This window comes from Campylobacter pinnipediorum subsp. caledonicus, from assembly GCF_002022005.1.
Classification (GTDB): Bacteria; Campylobacterota; Campylobacteria; order Campylobacterales; family Campylobacteraceae; genus Campylobacter_A; species Campylobacter_A caledonicus.
Map to the genome: position 1 here is coordinate 459,303 of NZ_CP017258.1, position 22,971 is coordinate 482,273.

At 30.9% G+C, this 22,971-nt stretch carries 18 protein-coding genes; 16 read left to right on the top strand and 2 right to left on the bottom strand.

All coding sequences use genetic code 11. The features are described 5' to 3' along the window. Positions 1-14: 14 nt before the first annotated feature. Complete coding sequence (locus CPIN18021_RS02415) at positions 15-1,328, bottom strand: NCS2 family permease (RefSeq protein WP_078423007.1); 1,314 nt, start codon at positions 1,326-1,328, stop codon at positions 15-17. 11 nt (positions 1,329-1,339) lie between these two features. Continuing rightward, on the bottom strand, positions 1,340-2,401 hold the full coding sequence (gene mqnE, locus CPIN18021_RS02420; RefSeq protein WP_078424340.1) for an aminofutalosine synthase MqnE: 1,062 nt from the start codon (positions 2,399-2,401) through the stop codon (positions 1,340-1,342). 124 nt (positions 2,402-2,525) lie between these two features. Here mqnE and CPIN18021_RS02425 point away from each other — a divergent pair, with 124 nt between their 5' ends. The 16 genes from CPIN18021_RS02425 to CPIN18021_RS02500 all read left to right on the top strand — a co-directional run bounded on the left by CPIN18021_RS02425 (position 2,526) and on the right by CPIN18021_RS02500 (position 22,633). Further along, the gene (locus tag CPIN18021_RS02425; RefSeq protein ID WP_226995993.1) at positions 2,526-4,949 is read left to right on the top strand and encodes an HD domain-containing protein; all 2,424 of its coding nucleotides are present in this window, start codon (positions 2,526-2,528) and stop codon (positions 4,947-4,949) included. Positions 4,950-4,952: 3 nt separating this feature from the next. Next, the gene (gene glmS / locus CPIN18021_RS02430; RefSeq protein ID WP_078424341.1) at positions 4,953-6,761 is read left to right on the top strand and encodes a glutamine--fructose-6-phosphate transaminase (isomerizing); all 1,809 of its coding nucleotides are present in this window, start codon (positions 4,953-4,955) and stop codon (positions 6,759-6,761) included. Positions 6,762-6,770: 9 nt separating this feature from the next. Continuing rightward, positions 6,771-7,715, top strand: a complete 945-nt coding sequence (gene msrB / locus CPIN18021_RS02435) for a peptide-methionine (R)-S-oxide reductase MsrB (RefSeq protein WP_078423010.1) — start codon at positions 6,771-6,773, stop codon at positions 7,713-7,715. 508 nt (positions 7,716-8,223) lie between these two features. Next, complete coding sequence (gene fixA / locus CPIN18021_RS02440; protein ID WP_078423011.1) at positions 8,224-8,994, top strand: putative electron transfer flavoprotein FixA; 771 nt, start codon at positions 8,224-8,226, stop codon at positions 8,992-8,994. 12 nt (positions 8,995-9,006) lie between these two features. Further along, positions 9,007-9,936 (top strand): FAD-binding protein, encoded by a 930-nt coding sequence (locus CPIN18021_RS02445; RefSeq protein WP_078424342.1) that lies wholly within the window; start codon positions 9,007-9,009, stop codon positions 9,934-9,936. 10 nt (positions 9,937-9,946) lie between these two features. Further along, positions 9,947-10,735, top strand: a complete 789-nt coding sequence (locus tag CPIN18021_RS02450) for an enoyl-CoA hydratase/isomerase family protein (RefSeq protein WP_078424343.1) — start codon at positions 9,947-9,949, stop codon at positions 10,733-10,735. A 201-nt stretch (positions 10,736-10,936) separates the two neighbouring features. Further along, complete coding sequence (locus tag CPIN18021_RS02455) at positions 10,937-12,538, top strand: sodium:solute symporter family protein (RefSeq protein ID WP_078424344.1); 1,602 nt, start codon at positions 10,937-10,939, stop codon at positions 12,536-12,538. After that, entirely contained in the window at positions 12,535-13,515 is a 981-nt protein-coding gene (gene aes, locus CPIN18021_RS02460) for an acetyl esterase (protein ID WP_078423015.1), read from the top strand. The genes CPIN18021_RS02455 and aes overlap by 4 nt, the downstream gene beginning before the upstream one ends. 1 nt (position 13,516) lies before the next feature. Then, on the top strand, positions 13,517-15,031 hold the full coding sequence (gene caiT / locus CPIN18021_RS02465; protein ID WP_078423016.1) for an L-carnitine/gamma-butyrobetaine antiporter: 1,515 nt from the start codon (positions 13,517-13,519) through the stop codon (positions 15,029-15,031). A 19-nt stretch (positions 15,032-15,050) separates the two neighbouring features. Further along, positions 15,051-16,187, top strand: a complete 1,137-nt coding sequence (gene caiA, locus CPIN18021_RS02470) for a crotonobetainyl-CoA dehydrogenase (protein ID WP_069637721.1) — start codon at positions 15,051-15,053, stop codon at positions 16,185-16,187. 11 nt (positions 16,188-16,198) lie between these two features. Beyond that, positions 16,199-17,410 (top strand): L-carnitine CoA-transferase, encoded by a 1,212-nt coding sequence (gene caiB, locus CPIN18021_RS02475; protein WP_078423017.1) that lies wholly within the window; start codon positions 16,199-16,201, stop codon positions 17,408-17,410. Positions 17,411-17,418: 8 nt separating this feature from the next. Beyond that, positions 17,419-18,984, top strand: a complete 1,566-nt coding sequence (locus tag CPIN18021_RS02480; RefSeq protein ID WP_226995994.1) for an AMP-binding protein — start codon at positions 17,419-17,421, stop codon at positions 18,982-18,984. A gap of 10 nt (positions 18,985-18,994) precedes the next feature. Beyond that, positions 18,995-20,281: an FAD-dependent oxidoreductase gene (locus CPIN18021_RS02485; RefSeq protein ID WP_078423019.1), complete on the top strand. Its 1,287-nt coding sequence runs from the start codon at positions 18,995-18,997 to the stop codon at positions 20,279-20,281. Then, the gene (locus CPIN18021_RS02490; protein WP_069636592.1) at positions 20,278-20,562 is read left to right on the top strand and encodes a ferredoxin family protein; all 285 of its coding nucleotides are present in this window, start codon (positions 20,278-20,280) and stop codon (positions 20,560-20,562) included. Before CPIN18021_RS02485 ends, CPIN18021_RS02490 begins: the two co-directional genes overlap by 4 nt. Positions 20,563-20,607: 45 nt before the next feature. Next, positions 20,608-21,789, top strand: coding sequence for an Opr family porin (locus CPIN18021_RS02495; RefSeq protein ID WP_078424868.1), 1,182 nt, complete (start codon positions 20,608-20,610; stop codon positions 21,787-21,789). A 136-nt stretch (positions 21,790-21,925) separates the two neighbouring features. After that, positions 21,926-22,633, top strand: a complete 708-nt coding sequence (locus CPIN18021_RS02500; protein WP_078423021.1) for a TetR/AcrR family transcriptional regulator — start codon at positions 21,926-21,928, stop codon at positions 22,631-22,633. Positions 22,634-22,971: the final 338 nt, after the last annotated feature.

Sequence of the window (22,971 nt, forward strand, 5' to 3'; positions counted from 1 at the left end):
TCAACCAGCCTTTCTTAATGAACTAAGAATATTACAAAGCTAATAATAGACAATACAATAATTCCTAAATTTATATGCTCCCACTCTTTTCTTAGCACTCTTACTATAAAGTAAGATAAAAATCCAAATGCCAAACCATTTGTTATAGAGTATGTTAATGGCATTAAAATAACTATAAAAAATGTTGCTACACATATAGCCGGGTCTTTGAAATTTACATTTGTAAGTTCTGTAAACATCAAAACACCCACCATTACCAAGATAGGATAGATTGCATTTGCTGGGATTGCTTTAAAAAATGGAAGTAAAAATAGTGTCAAGATAAACAATAATCCACAAAATACAGCTGTCAGTCCAGTTCTTCCGCCAGCGGCTACTCCACTTGCACTTTCTACGAATGTTGTGGTTGTGCTAACGCCTATTAGCGATCCACCTACTGTAGCCAGTGCATCAGCTTCTAATGTCTTTTCTAATCTTTTTGAATCATTTTGATTTTTTCCTGTAAATAAGCCAGCCTTGCTTCCAACACCAGTTAAAGTGCCGATAGAGTCAAATAAATCTGTTACAAAAAATATTATAATTACAGGAAGTAAAGCGAGCGTAAAGACACCACTTGCATCAAACAATACGCTTTTTATATCAAATTGTAAAAATATAGGCTCTATTGAAGCTGGAGTTGATAAAAACTCAGTTGGAACCGGAGACATTCCAAAAACCCAAGCTATGATAGAAGTGGTTATAACAGCTAACATAAATGCGCCTTTTATCTTCCAAGACCAAAATGCCATTACTATTAGTAGTCCTATAATTCCAAGTAAAACATTTGAATTTTTGATATCGCCTAATGAAACCAATACGGCATCGTTGTTTGCTATAATTCCTATTTGTTGTAATCCTATAAAGCTTATAAAACATCCAATACCAGCGCTTATAGCTCTTCTTAAATCAATAGGTATAGATTTTACTACCCATATCCTAAAGTTGGTAAAAGACAAGGCTACAAACAATATACCAGATAAAAATACTATACCCAAAGCCGTTTGCCAAGGTATATTCATACCTATAACAAGACCAAATGTAAAATAAGCATTAAGACCCATTCCAACGCTCATTGCAACCGGAGTGTTTGCCCAAAGACCATTTAAAACTGTTGCTAAGATAGTTGCAAGAGCTGTTGCTGTTATAAGCGCATCTATTGGCATACCTGTTTTACTCATTATGATAGCATTTGTAGGCACGATATACATCATCGCCAAAAATGTCGTAAATCCAGCAGTAAATTCTTGTTTTATGCTGGTGTTGTTTTCCTTAAGCTTGAAAAAATCCAACTTATTCTCCTTTAATAAATTTTTATTTCATTATACAAACTGTCTCTTTCAACAGGCAAAAACCCAGAGCTTCTTATAAGCTCACAAAATGTTTTTAAATTTGTTCCGTTAGCACTATTTGCACCAGCAGCACTTTGTATACTTTCTTTTTCTATCGTTCCATCAAGATCATCAGCTCCAAATTCTTGAGCTATCATTGCTAGATTAAGTGTAGATGTGGCCCAATAAGCTTTAATGTGTGCTACATTATCTAAAAGAAGTCTTGCTATGGCTATCGTTTTTAGTATCTCACTTGAACCTAGAAATTTTATATCTTTTAAGTAGTTGTTTTGTGTTTGATAAACTAGAGGAATGAATGCATTAAAGCCATTTGTTTTATCTTGCAAGTCGCGAATTCTAAGCATATGGTCTATCCTATGCTCTCTTGATTCTATATGACCAAATAACATTGTGGCGTTACTTTGGCGACCATGTTCGTGCCAAATTTGATGAATCTTTAGCCAATTTTCAGAGCTTACTTTTCCGTTGCAAATTCTTTTGCGTATATCCTCATCAAATATCTCAGCCCCACCACCGGGCATACTATCCACTCCGTATTCTATCATTTTATCTATAACTTCTTCGTAGCTAAAACCACAACTTCTTGATAAAAAATCAATCTCAGCAGCAGTAAGTGCTTTTATATGTATTTGTGGATATTGTTCTTTGATTTTTTTGAAAATTTCAAGATACCACTCCCAACCACTTTGGACATTGTGAGCTGATACTATATGCACCTCTTTGACACCATTTTTTACACTATTTCCTACTATTTGTAGAATTTCTTCGTGCGACATTTTGTAAGGATTTGGATTTTTTCTATGTGCTGAAAATGCACAAAATTTACATATATCAGCACATATATTTGTAGGATTTATGTGTCTATTTATGTTAAAAAAAACTTTTTTTCCAAATCTTTTAACTCTTTGCTTAAATGCAAACTTTCCTAGCGTGAAAAGGTCAAGCTCATACAAGCTATATGCCTCGTGCTTGTCTATTCTTTCGCCATTTTCAAGTTTTTTAATAATATTCATTTGAGTAAATTTTTGCTTTCTAATTATTTTAATATTTTAGGATTATAATTAAAAAAAGCTTTATTTTTGCAAATTTTTAGTATTATCTTGTTAAAAAATAAAAAAAGTTAGGGTAGTTTATAGTTTGAAAGATGTAAATAAATTTTATAAATTTTTTAGTAAAAATAGTAGAAATTTTATAAATTTTTTAATAAAAGAGCGTGATGATACATTTAAAAATATCTTTTCGGAAACACTAGCTCAATTTTTTGGTGATTTTTGTCCCGATATAGATAAGCTTCCAATAAGTATAATAGCTACCAATAAATATGCTCAAAATCTTATCTCTGTAAATTCAAAACTAGACATTATGATAGTTTATAAGGATATACAAGGCTATAATACAAAGCATTTATTAAGATCCTTGGATGAAAGATTTCAAGAGTTTGATATAAATATTAAGATTGTAGAGTTATTAAGTTTGTATGATAAATTTAAAGATGATATAAAATCAAAAAGTAAACTTTGTTTGATAAGATACATATGTGGGTCAAAAACTCTTTATAAAAGTGCAAGAGATGAGATAACAAGATTAAAAGAGTATAACAAAGATGCTTTTTTATCGTATCATATTAAAAAGCTTTTGCCTTTTGATAGTGTTCCGTTTTTGGAACAAGAGCCGAATTTAAAAACAAGCTTCGGAGGCGTTGATGATATATACTCTTTAAATTGTATATTAAGCACCATAAGTGGAGAAAATAGCGCAAGAGTGCCATCTATGCTTTTGCTTGATGAGAAGCAAACAAGCCAGTTTAATATATGTGTAGATTTTTTACTATCATTAAAATCAACTTTGAATTTAGTAAATAATGAAGATATTTTTAGTGAAAAAAATATAGATGAAATAACAACATTAATGCAGACAAAATCTAAAAAATCACAAGATACAAATATTAGAATCAGTCAAAAAATTCTAAGTTGCATGAAAAATATAGGTTTATTTACCCGTTTTGTTGCCTCATCAATCACAAATTATAATTTTTCAAATTTCTCATTTTTGCAAAAAAAATTATCTAAAACAAAAGGCGGTTTTTATAATCTAAACTCAACACTTTTTGTCCATAGGCATAAAAAAATAGTGAGTTTAAAAGATCTTTTAAATAACTTTATTTTGGTTGATGATGTTTGTTATAAGATTGATATGAGCGTTATTTTTTATATCAAAAAGGTTGTTAGTGCCGATGATGGAATGCAAAATATAAATACACAAATCAAAAAATTACTATCTAAAAATAACTCACATTGTATACTAAAAGCATTTCTTGATGCAGGGGTTCTTAATGTCCTTATAAAGCCTATGGAAAATATAGCACTACTTCCAAAATACGATGGTTATCATAAATTTAGTGTTGATGAGCATAGCATGTTTACCTTGTATTTTTTGGAAAATATAAAAGATAAATTTATAAAATCTCTTTATGATGATGTATGCTTGCAGGGTAAGATCATGCTTAAGATAGTGGCTTTAATGCATGATGTTGGCAAAGGAAGTGAAGGTGAGCATGAGATAGTTGGCGCAAATATATTTAGAGCATATGCCAACAAGCTGGAGCTTAGTCCAGAAGCTGTAAATATGGGTGTTTTGCTTATAAAATATCATACCTTGATGAATGTTGTCGCAAATACCGAGGATATATATTCTCAAAGAGTTGTTTTTAGCTTCATATCAAAACTTTCAGACAAAAAAAGCTTGAAGCTTCTTTATGTTCTTACTTATTGTGTTGTTAATGCAACGGACGATAGCCTTTATACTCCATATCTATCAAAGCTTTTAAGAAAACTTTATGATTTGTCTTTTGAGAGTTTTGATGATGAGAATTTGCTTGATGAGGCTACTAGAAGAGTAAAAAAAGAGCATAGAATAAAAAGACACGATGAGTTTGCTGTATTAGATGAAAATATTCAAAATAAAATTTTTGAAATTTATTCAAATTTATTATTTGCAAAACATAGTGTTTTAGATATCATAAATATAACAAAAAAGGCATTTTTATGTGATGGTATAGAATTTGATTTGCAAAACACTCAAGGCTTAAGAATTAAAATCATATCTAATAGATTTTTAAATTTGTCAGCTTTGCTTGCTGTTTTTGCCGATTTTGATCTTGCTTATATGGAAATTTTTGAGCTTTTTGATGAAAAATTTTTTATAAGACTTGAGTTTAATAAAAATATAAAAAATAGCGATCTTTTAAATTTTAAAGCAAAGGCATTAAAAGCACTAAACAGCAATGAAAAGCTTGTTTTAACAACACCTATTATATATAAAGATGAGATAAGTTTTGATCTTAATCACTCTGACGAGTATGCTAAATTAAATATAAATGCAAAAGACCAAATAGGTCTTATGGCTTATGTGATGAGTGTTTTTTATGATATGAATTTTAAAATAACAAGTGCAAAAGTTCAAACTATCAAAAACAAAACTAGGAATTTATTTTTGATAAGCAAGAACAATGGTTTGCATTTAAATTATGAAAAAATATTAAATTTATTAATAAGTGAGTAAAAAATGTGTGGAATAGTTGGATATATAGGCGAAAGTGAAAAGAAAAATATAATCTTAAGTGGATTAAAAGAACTTGAATATAGGGGTTATGATAGTGCCGGAATGGCTGTAATGAGTGATGATGAGATACAGTATTTTAAGGCTGCTGGAAAGCTTGAAAACCTAGCCGATAAAACAAAAGATTTTAGTTTAAGCGGTATGGGTGTGGCTATAGGCCATACTAGGTGGGCTACTCACGGCAAACCAACAGAAATAAATGCTCACCCTCATTTAGGAGAGCATTCTTTTGTTGTTCATAATGGAATTATTGAAAACTATAAAGAGCTAAAAGATGAGTTAGAAGCAAAAGGTGTTAAGTTTATCAGTCAAACAGATACGGAAGTAATCGTTCATTTGTTTGAAGAAAATGTCAAACATACTGATGATGTATTTAAGGCATATGAGATGAGTATAGCAAGGCTAAAAGGCGCTTATGCTACCTTGCTTATAACAAAACTAGCCCCAAATAAGATATTTTTTGCAAAAGATGCAGCTCCTCTTGCAATAGCCAAAAATGATAAAGAATTATTTTTTGCATCATCTGATGCAGCGGTTATAGGTGTTGCTAGGGAGGTTGCTTATCTTGATGACAAAAGTTATGGATTTATTGGCGATGGAGATATTGAGGTTTATAAAGATTCAAAACCTATAAAACCTATGTTTATACCACTTCCAAAAGATAAAACCTATGCACAAAAAGAGGGGTATAGGTTTTTTATGGAAAAAGAGATATATGAACAAAGTAGTGTTGTGAGTGATTGTCTTATGGGTAGGGTTAAAAAACAAAAAATAGTCTTAGAGGGTGTTGATGATGGGCTTTTAAAAGGCGTAGATGATGTTGTTTTGTGTGCTTGTGGAACAAGTTATCATGCGGCACTTACGGCTAGTTATTTGTTTGAGAGATTAGCTGGTGTTAGAGCTAAGGTTGAGATAGCTAGTGAGTTTAGATATAGACAAGCAAGACTTCATAAAAATACACTTTTTATTGTTATTAGTCAAAGTGGAGAGACCGCTGATACTTTAGAGGCTTTAAAAATTGCAAAAGAACAAGGACTAAAAACGCTGGCTATTTGTAATGTTGATAATTCATCTATAGTCAGACTTGCTGATATTACACTTTTAACTAGAGCTGGCATTGAAAAAGGTGTTGCTAGCACAAAGGCTTTTGCTACTCAGGTTGTTTTGCTTTGGATGTTTGTTTTACAGATGGCTGAGGCTAAAAATAGCATAGAGCCTAAAGAGCTTGAAAAAGAGATTCAAGCCTTGCTTCATATCCCAACTGTTTTAAATATTGATTCAAAATTGCAAGAAAAAATTTATAGACTTTCTAAACATTATTTACATGGACATGGATTTTTCTTTATAGGTAGGGATATATTTTATCCACTTGCATTAGAGGGTGCTTTAAAACTAAAGGAGATATCTTATCTACATGCAGAGGGTTATCCATCTGGCGAGATGAAGCATGGACCAATAGCCTTGGCTGATGAGAGATTATTTACTATAGCCCTTATGCCAAAAAATACGCTTTATGAAAAGACAAAAAGTAATGTTGAAGAGCTTGCGGCAAGGGATTCTTATATACTTGCTATTAGCCCATTTGAATTTGAGCTAAGTGATGATTTTATCAAAATAAAAGAGCATGAGCATGCTATGTCTGAGTTTTTTGAGATGATGGTTGTGCTTCAAATTTTAGCGCTTGAAATTTCTATAAGACTTGGTAATAATGTAGATATGCCAAGAAATTTAGCAAAGAGTGTAACAGTAGAATAGGGGTGTTTTATGAATGAAATAAAAGAAGAGATATATCTGGCAGGTGGTTGTTTTTGGGGCATGCAAGGATATTTTGATCAACTTTTAGGGGTTTTACAAACAGATGTTGGTTATGCAAATGGAGATAGTGATATAACAAGCTATTATGATATAGCAAAAACTCATCATGCTGAAACTTTGCGTGTTGTTTTTGATAGTTCAAAGATATCTTTAGCTGAGTTATTGGCTCATTTTTTAAGGATTGTTGACCCAACATCTTTAAACAAACAAGGAAATGATGTAGGCGAGCAGTATAGAAGCGGTATTTACTATACTAATGAAAAGCAGGCAGATATAATAAATGCAAGTTTAAAACAAGAGCAAAATAACTATGATAAGCCTTTTGTTGTTGAAGTTGAGCCTATAAAAAACTATGTTTTGGCTGAAGAATATCATCAAAAATATCTTGATAAAAACACAAATGGGTATTGTCATGTCGAACTTTCTTTGGCTAAAAAGCCACTTGATGATACTAGATTTAATAAGCCAAGTAAAGATGAATTAAAAAAAATACTATCTGATGTTGCATTTGCTGTTACTCAAGAAAATGCAACAGAAAGACCATTTTCTAGCGAATATGATAAGTTTGGAGAAAAAGGCATTTATGTTGATATTGTTAGTAAAAAGCCACTTTTTAGCTCATCTGATAAATATGATGCTGGTTGTGGTTGGCCTAGTTTTACAAAACCTATAACAACCGATGCTATCTCTTATAAAAATGATGATAGTCATGGTATGAAAAGGGTTGAGGTTCGTTCAAAAGTTGCTGATGGACATCTTGGACATGTTTTTGAAGATGGTATAAAAGAAAAAGGCGGGCTTAGGTATTGTATCAATGGTGCTGCTTTGGAGTTTATTCCACTTGAAAAGATGAAGCAAATGGGGTATGAAAAATTTATTCCTTTTGTTAGATAATATTTTTTTAATGTAAGTTATTTTTTGCATGACTTACATTATCCCCAACTCACCCCCCCCCCTTTTTTTTTACATTTTTTATTAAATATGATTTATATATTAAAATAATAACTTAATTTAATATTATAATAAAATTACTCAAGTGAATATACAAATTCAAACATCATATTGGGTTGTATAATAATTATTTGTATATAAAAAATTAATTTTTATATTAAGATATATATTTTTTAGATTAAATTATATATGCTATATTATTTTAAATATGATATTGAAATCATTTTATTACTTTTAAAACATCTAAAAAAATCACTATTTATTGGCTTCAAAACAATAATTATTATAATTTTTAATATATCTAAATAAAATATTATATAAATATTAAATTATATAATTAATTATATAATTTAATAAAACTATTGACAAATTGATTGTAGTTATTATATAATCACGATAATATAAAAATCATGATTATTATTTAATCATGATTAATATTTAAGGAGCAATTATGAATATAATAGTAGGATGCAAGGTTGTTCTAGAAGAACAAGACATATCTATAAATAGTGATAGGACTCTGGACTTTAGTAAAGCTAATCCAAAAATAAATCCATTTGATTTAAATGCAATACAAACAGCCGTTGATATTAAATCAATGGTTTTGGATGAAGTAAATATCAAAGTTCTTAGTATAGGTGGAAAAAATCTTGAAAATACAAAAGTAAAAAAAGATATTTTATCAAGAGGTGCTGATGAATTAAATATTGTTATTGATGATAAATTTGATAACTTATTAGCTCATGATACCGCTGAGATATTCAAACAAGCATCTGAAAAAATTGGTTTTGATTTGATAGTGTGCGCAGATGGTTCTGCTGATTTGTTTGCTAGCCAAGTTGGTCTTAGGGCTGGTGCTTTGCTTGATATTCCTGTTATAAATAGTGTTAGTAAAATTTTATCTATTGATATAAGCAGTTCAAAGATTATGGTTCAAAGAAAGCTTGAAAATGAAATAGAAGAGCTAGAGCTTTCATTACCAGCATTAATATGTGTTTCTACTGATATTAATGAACCTTCAATTCCTGGAATGAAAGCCATATTAGCTGCCGCAAAAAAACCAGTTAATGTTCTATCTTTTGATTGTTCAATGAGCAATATTGTAGAGCTAGTAAATGTTAATGCTCCTAAGAAAAAAGATAGATTAGGAGTTGTTTTACAAGATGATAGTGAAGAATGTGTGGTTGATTTTATATCTAACTTCAAAAAAGTGTTAAATTAAGAGGATTTTAATATGAGTAAAGTTTCTAATATATGGGTATTAGGTGATACATTAGGCAAAATAGAAGAAATTATGGGTGGCGCTAAAAATCTTGGTGAAAAAGTTACATGCTTTGTTTTTGGAAGCAAAAAAGATGAAGCAAAAAAGATGTTTTCTTTTGGCGCTGATGAAGTTTTTTGTAGTGAAGAAGATGATATTTTTGAAAATTTTAGTTCTACTGTAATAGCTAATATTGAAAACCAAAGTGGCGTTATTCTTATGCCAAATACAAAGCGTTGCAAAGTAATGGCTGGTATTTTAGGTGCAAAACTAAATGCTGGTGTTAGCACAGAAGCTAATGATATAAAAATTGTTGAAAACTCTGTAGAAAGCATGAAGATGATGTATGGAGGTTTGGCTATAGCTACAGAAAAAATTAATTCAAAAATAGCCATAGTTCTTGTTAATTCTGGTACTTTTGAACAAGCTAATGGCAACTGTTCAAACGATGGTGAAGTAAAAGAATTGCAGTTGGTAAAATCAAACACAAGTATCAAATGTATAAATAAGCTTCCTAAAACAGCAAGTAGTGTTGATTTGGGTAAAGCTAAAAAAATTATAGCTGTTGGTAGAGGTATAGCAAAAGAAGAAGATCTGGAAATGATAAAAGAGTTATGCGCTGCAATAGGCGCAGAACTTGGTTGCTCTCGTCCTATAGCAGAAGGAAAAAAATGGATGGAGCATGAGAGATATATAGGTATATCAAGTGTTATGGCGAAACCTGATGTTTATATATCTATAGGAATTTCTGGACAGATTCAACATATGGTTGGAGTTAAAGATGCAGATAAAATTATAGTTATCAATAAAGACAAAAATGCTCCAATATTTGATTATGCTGATTATGGAATAGTTGGTGATTTGTATAAAGTAGTGCCTGCACTTATAAATTCTTTAAAATAGGGGGTGTTGTATGAGAGATTATTTTGGCTCAAATGAAGTTATTAGTGAGCTTAGAGATGATGGTATTTTGGTTTTAACCATAAATAGACCAGAAAAAAGAAATGCCTTAAATGGTGTAACTTCTGCGAAGATGGAAGAGATCATTAATAAGGCCGAAAAAGATAGTGATGTTAGGGTTATCATTATAACAGGTGCTGGTGAAAAAAGCTTTTGCGCAGGAGAAGATTTAAGCGAACTAAGTAGTACTGGTGAGTGTCAAACTGTAATGGAGCATGGTTTTGGAGGTCTTACTAATAGACTTTGCCCTAAGCCTATAATTTGTGCTGTTAATGGAACAGCTGTTGGCGGAGGTATGGAAATAGCTGTATCTTGCGACATAATAGTTGCTGTAAAAGGCGCTAGATTTGGTCTTCCTGAAGTTAAAGTTGGGCTTATAGCATCAACAGGTGGAATAGTAAGAATGGCTAGAGAATTACCTAGAAAAATTGCTATGGAATTATGCTTAACAGGAAAATTAATATATGCCGATGAAGCTAAAGAAATAGGTATTGTTAATTATGTTGTTGAGCCTGAAGAGTTAATGAATAAGGCGATAGAAATTGCTGAGCAAATAGCGGCAAATGCTCCTTTATCTCTAAAAATAACAAAAGAGATTATGCATGTAGCTCCTTCTATGTCTGTAGATGATGCTATGAGATATTCAGATGTAGCTTATCGTTTTATAGAAAAAACGCAAGATGGCATAGAGGGATCTTTGGCATTTATGGAAAAAAGAAAGCCTAATTGGAAAGGAAAATAATTTTTTTTTGAGATTCTTTTTAAAGAATCTCAGTATTGTTCTTATGGGTATTTTTGGAATTTTATAAGAATAATGCTGCAAGGAGTTATACATGGGAGAAGTTATCTTTTCTATTTTTGTTGGCTTATGTCTAGTTTTTACAGGTGGTATTTTAAATAAGAGTTTAAGTTCTGAAGATATAAAAAACGAAAGAGACCAAAGATGAATATTTATATAGCTGGTGTTTTAGTCGGTATTTGTATTTATCTCGTTATAGGTTTTTATGCCGGTAAAAAAGTTAAAAATTTAGAAGACTATTATGTTAATGGTAGAAAATCAACAACTCTTTTTATAACAGGTACTATGTTTGCATCCATGCTTAGCACAAATGGTTTTATGGGCGATACAGCTTATGCTTATAATGGAAATATAACAACTATTTTTTTGATAAATATACTTTGTGCTTGTGGATATGTTTTAGGACCGCTTTATTTTGGTCGCTTTATAAGAAGAGCAAAAGTAAATACCACGCCAAGTTATTTTTCTTTAAGATTCAATAGTGATAGAATACAAAGATTTGCGGGTATTATAACCGTTGTGTCTCTTAGTGCTTATTTGCTTAGCGTTATGTCCGGAACAACTATATTAATGGAAGTTCTAAGTGGTTTTGATAGAACTACTTGTCTTTTTATATCTTGGATTTGTATACTACTTTTTACTGTTTATTCTGGTTCAAAAGGTGTTGTTCTTATAGATACTATCATGTGTTTATGCTTTTTATCTTCAACCATTTTTGTTGGTTATTTTGTCTTTAATGAGTCAGGTGGTATATCAAATTTAATACAAAATTTGATTTCAAACCCAAACTCACCAAAAGATCTTTTTAGTTATCATGGAAATACCGGCAATGGAAGTGCTTTTGATATGGTAATTTATGCTATAACTCTTGGTATAGTTTGGATGATAACTGTTGCTGTTAGTCCTTGGCAAGCTGGACGCAATCTAATGGCTAAAAATGAACATGTTGTTTTTCGTTCAGGTGTGTTATCAGCGCTTCTTACAACATTTTTCTTATTGTATCTTTATATAATAGCAATCAGTGTTATACAGTTAAATCCAAATATGGCAAAACCAGAACAAGTTATTATTTGGACCGCCCATGAGGTAGTTCCTAAATTTTTGGGTGTATTTTTGTTAACTGGAATTTTATCAGCTGGTCTTAGTTCGGCAACTACATTTTTATCAGTAGTTAGTTTTAGTCTTGCAAATGACATTTTTAGGATAAATTTTAAAAATGAAAAATCACAGATAGGCTTTACAAGAAAAGTAGTTTTTGTTGTAAGCTTTATAGCTTTGATATTAGCATATTTTGATTTAGCTAGTATAAGAATCATAGCCTGGTTTGCTAGTACTATTATAGCTTCTTCTTGGGGATTTTTGGCATTTGCAAGTGTTTGGAGCAAAAAAATAACAGAAAGAGGCGCTTATCTGTCAATGTTGGGTGGATTTTTTGGATATTTGATAAGTAAGTGTTTGGTTGAATTTGCTGGATTTGATTTAAAAAATTTATTTGATCCGTTTTTTATAGGTTTATTTTTAAGTGTATGCTTAGCTACTATTGGTTCTTTTGGTCAAAAAAGAACACCAGAAGAGATTGAATTTTTAAATAAACTTCATGAAATTCCCATAAGTGAACAAAATTCTAGTGATTATAAAATAGACAGATTTTATGCATATTTAATGATTGCTTCAGGAATTATATTAACTATATTATTAATAATTTATTGGGCTGTACCATACAATGATTTAAAGGATATTCTATGAATATTATTAACAAAATTAATGTGCTGAATAAAATTTCAGAAGAGATGAAGTTGGTTGTTAAACATCAACAAGATAATGCCTCTAGTGAGCCTGCAGCTGATAACAATCAGATGAGACTTAATTATGAGCTAGAAAGAGAGTTTTGGAATGAAGGTGGAGCTGTTATGTTTGGCACGCATGATGTTTTTATTGATTTTGAACAAGTAAAGATAAAAACTAGGATTTATTATCCACAAGAGCAAGATCAATATAAAACTATATTTTTTATACATGGAGGAGGATGGGTAGTAGGAAGCATAAAAACTCATGATAGAATGATGAGAAATTTAGCGAGTTTAAGTAAATGTGCAGTTATTGGTATAGATTACTCTCTTGCACCAGATAAGAAATTTCCATTTCAAATTCAAGAATGCAATTCAGCTATAGAATATTTCATCAAAAATAGTAAAAAATACAAACTATCTCCTGATGAATTTTCTTATGCTGGCGATAGTGCTGGCGCCAATATGTGTATGGGAACTTTTTTATATCAAAAAGAGAAAAAAACAATCGATACAAATCTTATTAAATCAATGGCATTGTTTTACGGTGTTTATGGGCTTAAGGATTCAGTATCAAGAACTTTATATGGCAATGATATAGATTGGTTAAGAGAAGAGGATATACAATATTACTATAATGAGTATTTAGAAAAAGATATTGATATAAACTCTAAATTTGTAAATATTTTTAATGCTGATTTGACAGATAATATCCCCAATTGTTTTATAGCTTCTTGTGAATTTGACCCATTAAAAGATGATAGTGTTGCTTTATATGAAATACTAAAACAGACAAATCACAGTGAATATAAAGAGTATAAAGGTGTAATGCATGCATTTTTGCACTATACAAGGATGATGAAAATAGCCAATGAAGCTATACAAGATGGTGCGGATTTTATTACTAAAAATTTCAATTTTAATCAAAGGAGTTAAAATGAAGGTTAAAAAAGTTGGGATAGAACCAAAAGTATTCTTTCCCTCGCTAATCGCTGTTGCGATTTTAAGTTGGTTAGTTGTTAGGGATTTGGATGCAGCAAACAAAGTAATAAATGCAACTTTTGCCTATGTAACTAATTCTTGGGGTTGGGCTTTTGAGTGGTATATGGTTATTATGGTGATTGGATGGTTTTGGCTAATTTTTGGTCCTATGAAGGATAAAAAATTAGGTGATCCTGAAGATAAACCAGAGTTTAGTACAGTTAGCTGGATTTTTATGATGTTTGCATCATGCACGTCAGCCGCTGTTTTATATTGGGGTAGTTTGGAAATTTACTATTATGTAACTTATCCACCTTTTGGTCTTGAGCCTATGAGTACACAAGCTAAAGAGTTGGGTCTTGCTTATAGTTTATTTCACTGGGGACCTTTGCCTTGGGCTACATACAGTTTATTGTCTGTTGCTTTTGGTTATTTCTTGTTTGTTAAAAAAATTAACGTTGTCCGTCCTAGTGGAACAATTGAGGCAGCTGTTGGTGAAAAATTAGCAAAAGGTTGGCTTGGTGTAATTATAGACAATGTCTATATAGTTGCTTTAATACTTGCTATGGGAACAAGTTTGGGTCTTGCTACCCCACTTGTTACTGAGTGTATGCAGTGGCTTTTTGGTATTGAAAGAACACTGGAGTTAGATACTATGATTATATCTTGCTGGGTTTTATTTAATGCTATTTGTGTTGCTTTTGGCCTTAATAGAGGTATAAAGATAGCTAGTGATGTTAGAAGTTATCTAATGATAATTATGCTTGGCTGGGTTGTAATAGTTGGAGCTTCAACTTTTACAATTAACTATTTTACGGATAGTGTTGGCGTTATGCTTAGTTATCTTGGTAGGATGTTATTTTACACCGATCCTATTGCTAAAGGCGGATTCCCTCAAGGCTGGACAGTATTTTATTGGGCTTGGTGGGTAGTTTATGGTATACAAATGTGCATATTCTTGGCAAGAATTTCAAGAGGTAGAACAGTTAGAGAGCTTTGTATTGGTATGGTTGCTGGTCTTACCGCTACAACTTGGATTTTATGGACTATACTTGGAAGCAACACAATCCACACTATGATTACTGGTGTTGTTAATATGGCAGAAGTTGTAAAAACAGCTGGTATGGCAAGAGCTATTATTGAAACTTGGGCTGCTTTACCTATGTCCACACTTACCATTTGGGGATTTTTTATATTAGCTTTCATAGCAACTATAACACTTATTAATGCGTGCTCATATACATTAGCAATGAGTACTTGCAAAGAGGCAACAGGATATGATGAGCCACCTTTGTGGGTTAGAATAGGTTGGTCTGTTTTAGTCGGTATTATAGGTGTAACTTTGCTTGCATTGGGTGGATTAAAACCTATTCAGACAGCTATCATAGCAGGCGGTTGTCCATTATTTTTTGTAAATATTCTGATATTGGTATCTTTCTTTAAAGATGCTAAAAAGAATAATTGGTATTAATTATTAAAAGGAGAACAATATGGTTGATTTTAGTTTAACAGATGAGCAACAATTATTTGTTGCTGGAATTAAAGAGCTTATGGAAAGAGAAAATTGGGAAGCGTATTTTGCAAAATGTGATGAAAATCACGAATATCCTATAAAATGGGTCAAAGAGCTTGCTGAACTGGGTGTTGATACTATGCTTTTACCAGAAGAGCATGGTGGTATGAGTGCTGATTGGGTAACACTAACAGCTATTTGGGAAGAACTTGGTAGATGCGGTGCCCCAACATATGTGTTATATCAACTTCCTGGATTTAGTACTATTTTAAAGTATGGAACAAAGGAGCAAATAGATAAAATTTTTGCTTATCGTGGAACCGGTAAACAAATGTGGAACTCAGCTATAACAGAGCCTGGCGCAGGATCTGATGTAGGTAGTCTAAAAACCACTTATACAAGAAAAAATGGAAAAGTGTATTTAAATGGCCAAAAATGCTTTATAACATCAAGTGCCCATACTCCTTATTTGGTTGTTATGGCAAGAGATAGTGAAAGTGAAAAGCCAATTTTTACAGAATGGTTTGTTGATATGAGTAAACCAGGCATTAAATTAACTCAGCTAGATAAACTGGGTCTTAGAATGGACAGTTGTTGCGAGATAGTTTTTGACAATGTCGAACTTGAAGAAAAAGATATGTTTGGTGAAGATGGCAATGGCTTTAATAGAGTAAAAGAAGAATTTGATGCTGAAAGATTTTTGGTAGCTTGCACAAATTACGGTATAGCTTATTGTGCTTTTGAAGATGCTGCTAAGTACGCAAATGAGCGTGTTCAATTTGGTGAAACTATAGGTAGAACTCAACTTATTCAAGAAAAATTTGCTCATATGGCAATGAAGCTAAGTGCTATGAAAAATATGGTTTATGAAACAGCTTGGAAAATGGATCAGGGCTTAAATGTTACTGGTGAAAGTGCTATGTGTAAATATTATTGTGCAAATAAAGCATTTGAAGTTGTTGATGATGCTGTTCAAGTTCTTGGTGGAATCGGTGTTACGGGTCATAGAGTTGGTAGATTTTGGAGAGATTTAAGAGTTGATAGATTGTCTGGTGGTTCTGATGAAATGCAAATTTTAACTCTTGGTAGAGCTATTTTGAAAAAATATAGATAAAAGGATGCAATATGAAATTTAACACTCCAAAATTTGGTCCATTAAGTGGTGTAAAAGTGGTTTTTTCAGCTATGGAAATAGCTGGACCATTTTCGGCTCAATTATTAGCTGAGTGGGGAGCAGAAGTTATTTGGATAGAAAATTCAAAATATCCAGACACTATAAGAGTTCAAGAAAATTATAAAGAGTTGAGTCGCAGAAACTTATATGCGTTATCATTAAATTTATTTAGCGAAGAGGGTAAAGAAGTTTTTTATAAACTTATAAAAGAATGTGATATATTCATAGAAGCTAGTAAAGGCCCTGCATTTGCTAAAAAAGGTATAACAGATGAGGTTTTATGGTCACACAATAAAAAACTAGTTATAGCTCATCTTTCTGGATTTGGACAATACGGCGATCCTGAATATACAAATTTAGCTGCATATAACACAATAGCTCAAGCGTTTAGTGGTTATTTGATACAAAATGGTGATCAAAATCAACCTATGCCAGCTTTTCCTTATACAGCTGATTATCTTTGTGGTCTAACCGTTACTAGTTCTGTTTTGGCAGCATTACATAATGCACAAAAAACAGGTGTTGGTGAGAGTATAGATGTTGCTATGTATGAAACTATGCTTAGAATGGGTCAGTATTATATGATGGATTATCTTAATGGTGGTGAGATGTGTCCTAGGATGATAAAAGGTAAAGATCCATTATATGCTGGTTGCGGTCTTTATTCATGCAAAGATGGCTATATAGTTTTTGAAATTGTTGGTGTTAGTCAAGTTAAGCAGATGTTTGACCTGATAGGTATATCGCAATATTATGGCACAGAAGATGTTCCAGAAGGCACACAATTAATTAGTAGAAAAATGAAAGTTAATGATGAATTTGAGGCTGCTTTGGATAAGTTCTTTAAAGAAAGAAGCATAGAAGAGTCTTTAAAAGTTCTTTCTGATTTAAAAGTTGCTGGAGCAAAAGTTTTGGAAGTTAGTGAGCTTCAAAATAATCCTCAATACATAGCTAGAGATAGTTTTACTACTTGGAAAAACTCAGCTGGTAAAGATTACACTGGTCCAAATATTATGCCTAAGTTTAAAAACAACCCTGGCAAAATTTGGCGTGCTATGCCTGATTATGGAGAAGATACTGCTGATATAATGTCTCATCTTGGCTACAGTGAAGTTGAAATAACAAAACTAAATGATGAGAAGATAATTAAAGTGAGAAAATAATCATGGATATGATAGGTAAAAAAAATCTTGGTGGTTATTTTGAAGAGTTAGCATTAACACATAAAAATAAGACCGCTATCATTTGTGAAGATGTAGAGCGTAGAACTACTAGCCTATCATATGTACAATTAAACGAGCAAATTAACCAAACGGCTAATTTGCTCACACATATGGGATTAAAAAAAGGCGATAAGGTAATAATTCATCTTTGTAATAGTATAGAATATATAGTAAATTTTATGGCTATAGCAAAAATAGGTGCAATAAGTGTTCCTGTCAATGCAAATTATGTTTATGCTGATACTTTATTTATGGTGGAAAAAACAAAACCTACTCTTGTTATAACAAATTCAAAATTTGTGCATATTTATGATGATATGACAGAAAATAATTTTACTTTTAAAAATGGCATTATGCTTGTTGATAATTGTTCTTGTAAACACACTCAATATCAAAAAGAGTTTGTAAAATATAGTGTAAATTTTGAAAATAATGATATAGATAATCTGGATACAGCTGAAATTGTTTTTACATCTGGAACATCTTCTTTTCCAAAAGGTGTTGAAATAACTCATTACAATTTAATATTTGCTGGTTTTTATACTTCTTGGCAAGGTAATTTTAATAATAATGATATATGTTTAACGGCAATGCCACTTTGGCATATAGATGCTCAATGTACAATGATGATGCCGGCATTTTCTCGTGGCGCTACATTTGTTTTGATTGAAAAATATTCAGCTCATAAATTTTGGGATCAGGTTTTGTTTTACAAAGCAACCATAACAGAATGTATACCAAAAATGATATGCACACTCATGGCTCAACCTATAAAAGATAATGAAAAAAAACATAATTTGAAAGAAATGTTTTTTTATTTAAATATAAACAATAAAGATATGAATGAATTTTTAGATCGTTTTAATATTCCGAGTTGTTTGAATTCATATGGTATGACTGAAACTATTGTTGGTTTGATAGGAGATAGACCCGATGAAAAAAGAAGATTTCCTTCTATAGGAAAGCTCGGATTTTGTTATGAGGCTAAAATTTTGGATAGTGAAGGTAATGAGTTGTTATCAAACAAATCAGGTGAAATTTGTATAAAAGGTGAAATAGGAAAAACTATTTTTAAAGGCTATTTTGATAACAAGGATGCTACAAATAAAGTTTTAAGTAAAGATGGGTGGCTTAGAACGGGAGATATTGGATATTTTGATGATGATGAATACTTTTATTTTGTTGATAGAAATATCAATCTTATAAAGGTTGCTGGAGAAAATGTTTCTAGTGTTGAGGTTGAAACATTTATAAGCTCTCATGATAAAATTTTTGAAGTTGCTGTTATAGGTATACCAGATAAGTTTAATAATGAGCTTATAAAAGCTTGTGTTGTTTTAAAAGATAAAGAAGAGATGACTAAGGATGATGTTGTACAGTATTGTTTAAGTGGGTTAGCAAAATTTAAAGTCCCTAGCATTGTTCAGTTTTATTCATATTTACCAAAAACTTGTACTGGAAAAGTAAGAAAAAATATACTTAGAAGTGATCATTTAAAAGAAAATTTAAAATAAGGATGTTTTGATGGCTGAAGAAAAATTTGATGTGATTATAGTTGGTGGAGGAATAGCTGGGTGTATTGCTGGTTATTTATTAGCAAAAGATGGTCTTGAGGTATTGATAATAGAAAGAGGCAATACTATTGGGGCTAAAAATACAAGTGGAGGTAGGATTTATGCACATAGCATAGAACCCATATTTCCAGATTTTGGCAATATAGCTCCTATTGAAAGATTGATTACTCATGAAAAATTGTCTTTTATGAGTGAAGATGAAAATTTAACAATGGATTATACTTTAAAACCAACAGAAAATAAAATGGAACTTTCATATTCTGTATTGAGGGTAAAATTTGATGAATGGTTGGGAGAACAAGCTGAAAATGCAGGAGCAAGTATAATAACTGGTATTAGGGTAGATGATTTAATTCAAAGAGATAATAAAATTTGCGGTGTTATTGCTGGAGGCGAAGAGATGGAGGCCGATGTTGTAATTCTAGCAGATGGCGCAAACTCAACACTATGCTCTAAGTATGGGTTAGGATATGAGTTAAATCCGCATACATGTGCCGTTGGGGTAAAAGAAATTATAGAATTAGGAAAAGATAGAATTGAAGATATTTTTAATGTAAATGAAAATGAGGGCGCTGCTTGGTTATTTGCTGGAAGTCCTTCTGCTGGACATATGGGAGGTGGTTTTTTATATACGAATAAAACTTCTATATCTTTGGGTGTTGTTTTTGGGTTACATAATTCTCATAATTCAAATGTAACCGTTCCTGAAATGCTTGAAAATTTTAAAAATCATCCATCTGTAAAACCTTTGATTAAAAATGGCAAAACGACAGAATATTCAGCTCACATAGTCCCAGAGGGAGGGCTGGGTGCTATCAAAAAAATATCAGATAATGGTGTTTTAGTTGTTGGTGATTGTGCTGGACTTTGTTTGAATGTCGGATACTCAGTGCGTGGTATGGATTTGGCTGTTGAAAGTGCAGTTTGTGCTGTCAAAGCTATTGTTAAAGCAAAACAGAATAATGATTTTAGTGTTATTTCTTTGTCTGAGTATAATAAAAAACTCAATGATAGTTTTGTTATGAAAGATTTGTCATTGTATAAAAATCTGCCAAATGTTTTAAGCAACGATAGAATATTTAATGAATATCCAAAAATGGTTAACGGTATCATGAGAGATTTATTTGTTGTAAACGGGTCTAGTTTGCCTTTGAGGAACAAAATTTTACCTAGATTAAAAGAAGTTGGTTATTTTAATATAATTAAAGATGTATTTAGTGGAGTAAAATCAATATGAAAAATGTAAATGTAGATGTGAAATTAAGTATCAATAAATTTTTTGTAGATGAGTCAAATGCCCATATAGAATTGATAAGAGATATTAGTGAAGAAGAATTTACAAAGCTTGAAGTTGCTTGTCCTGCAGCTTTGTATAAAAGAGATGAGAATGGAGTGTTTCATTTTGATTATGCTGGGTGTTTGGAATGTGGCACATGTAGAGTTTTGTGTGGGTCTACTATTTTGAAAAAATGGGAATATCCTAATGGCACTTTTGGTGTTGAATATAGATTTGGATAAAAATTATTTTTTAAGGAGAAAAAATGAAAAAAAAGTTTGATTGCAATGCTTGCACTTTCATCTTTTGCTGTAGCTGATAGTTCTTCACTTGAAGAGGCTTTTAAAAATGGTAAAACAAGTGGCGATGTTTCTGTTTATTATGAGAGTCGCCATGTTGACAAAGGTGAAAAGAGCACATATTATCAAAATACTGCTTGGGCGGTTGGAAGTATAGGCATAAACTATGAAACAGATTATTATAAAAACTTTAAATTTGTAGCAGGATTTAGGGCTGCTCTCCCGGTTTATGAAAAGGATAAAAATACAAAAACATTTCATGGTATTGGTGATTCTACTGAGAGGGTTTCTGAGAATTATAGGTACAATCTATCAAATTTATATCTTGAATATAATGCAAATGATACTGTTGTTAAAGTAGGTCGCCAAAATATATACTCTGATTGGATTACAAAAATAATGGATGGAGCTACTATAGTAAATAACTCCATAGAAAATCTAACATTAGATGTATTATGGGCTCGTGCAAGAGGTGGTGTTAGGGTAAATGAAATGACTAAGATAAAAAGAGTTAATGGTGGCAGAGGTCTTTTTGGTGTCGGTGCAACATATAGCTTTGAAAATGGTTTAGCATTTAGGGCTTATGAAAATTATATGGATAATGCTCTTTCTGTATTTGGTGGAAAAATTATGTATGATGGCAAGCTAAATGAAAATGTTGGATTTGGTGGTAAACTTCATTATGCTAAGATAGATGAAAGAGGTAGATATCTAGATCAAGACAAAAGAGTTGGTATTTACAAAGATGGTGATGGTGATGTGTTTGAAGGTGTTGCATATGTAAGTTATAATGACACTAAGTTTACTTTAGGATATGTAGCAGCTGATAAACAAAGTGGTTGGGGAACCCTTAAAGGTCAAAATTATGTAGGTGATACTATCGTTCAGTTTGAAGAGGGTGATGTGATGTATACAAATGATGCCAAGACTATTTATGCAATGTTATCAACTAATATACAAAAATTATCTGTCTCTGGTATAATAGGAACAACTAATTATGTTGCTGGTAAAGAAAACAAAAAATATAAGCAAAGTGAATTTAGTGCTTGGTTAAGCTATCCTTTGGCAGAAAGCTTATCTGCTTCTTTGAAATTTGATAAAACATTTGGTGATTATCAAGACACTCCTACTTATACACAAACTAGTGCTGGATTGACTTATAAATTTTAATATATAATTTGTAAAACCAAATCTATTTTAGATTTGGTTTTGCTTTAAAATATATCTTGTTAAAATTTATTAAGAAAAATTTTAATACAATTTCTATTTTTATATAAAAATTTTTAAAGCGGAGGTGTAATTCTTAGTGACTACAAAAAAAAGAAGTGAAATAAAAAGAAATAGAATGATGCATTATTTCATAAATGCTGCCAATCAAATTATACAAAAAGATGGTATAAACGCTGTAAATATAAGAAATACTGCATATTTGGCTGGATACTCTAGCGCAACATTATATAATTATTTTGATAATTTAACACATTTAGTTTTTTTGGCTACATTTAATCAATTAGAAGAATATAATCAAGCTATGTATCATTGTATACTTAATTCTAAAAATTCAATTGAAGTTTATATGAATGTTTGTAAGTGTTTTTGCGAGTACTCTTATGAAAAACCTGAAATTTATGAAATGTTATTTTTTTCACATAACGATGATAAATTTAATAATTACATAAAAGAATACTATACTTTATTTCCAGATAAAAACAAAAATAAAATACCAGATTTTTTAAATAGAATGCTTAATTCAAACAATTTGCATAGTAGAAGCTTATCAATGCTAGAAAATTGCATAAAAGATGGTTTTATAAATAAAGAAGAAGTGAGTGATTTTAATGATATTTGTTTGAGATTTAACAAAACAATACTGCAAGATGTTAAAGAAAAGATATTGTCAAAAAAAGAAGCTACAAATATAACATTAAGATATTATTATAAGTTGTTTCGTTTTTATATAAAACAAGAGCATGCCCACCTTTTGGATGAATGCTATTATAATATAAATTTATAAGTTTGTATGTATAAAAACAAAGCAAATTGGAGCATTGTAAAATAAAATATTGCAATTAAAATGTAATATTAAAAAGTTACTTATGTAAAAATAATTTCATTTATTGAATAATTATTTATAATTTTTTGTATTACTTTTTATTAAAACATAGTTTAATTTGTATATAGATATGTTTTTAAAATTTATAATTTATTAAATTTGCTTGACAAAAAATCGATAATTGTTATACAATGCTTAACAACTAAAATTATATATTTAATTATAGTTTGTTTTTAGTTGTATAAAAATTAAAAATATATCTGATATTTTTTAAGGAGAAAAAATGAAAAAAAAGTTTG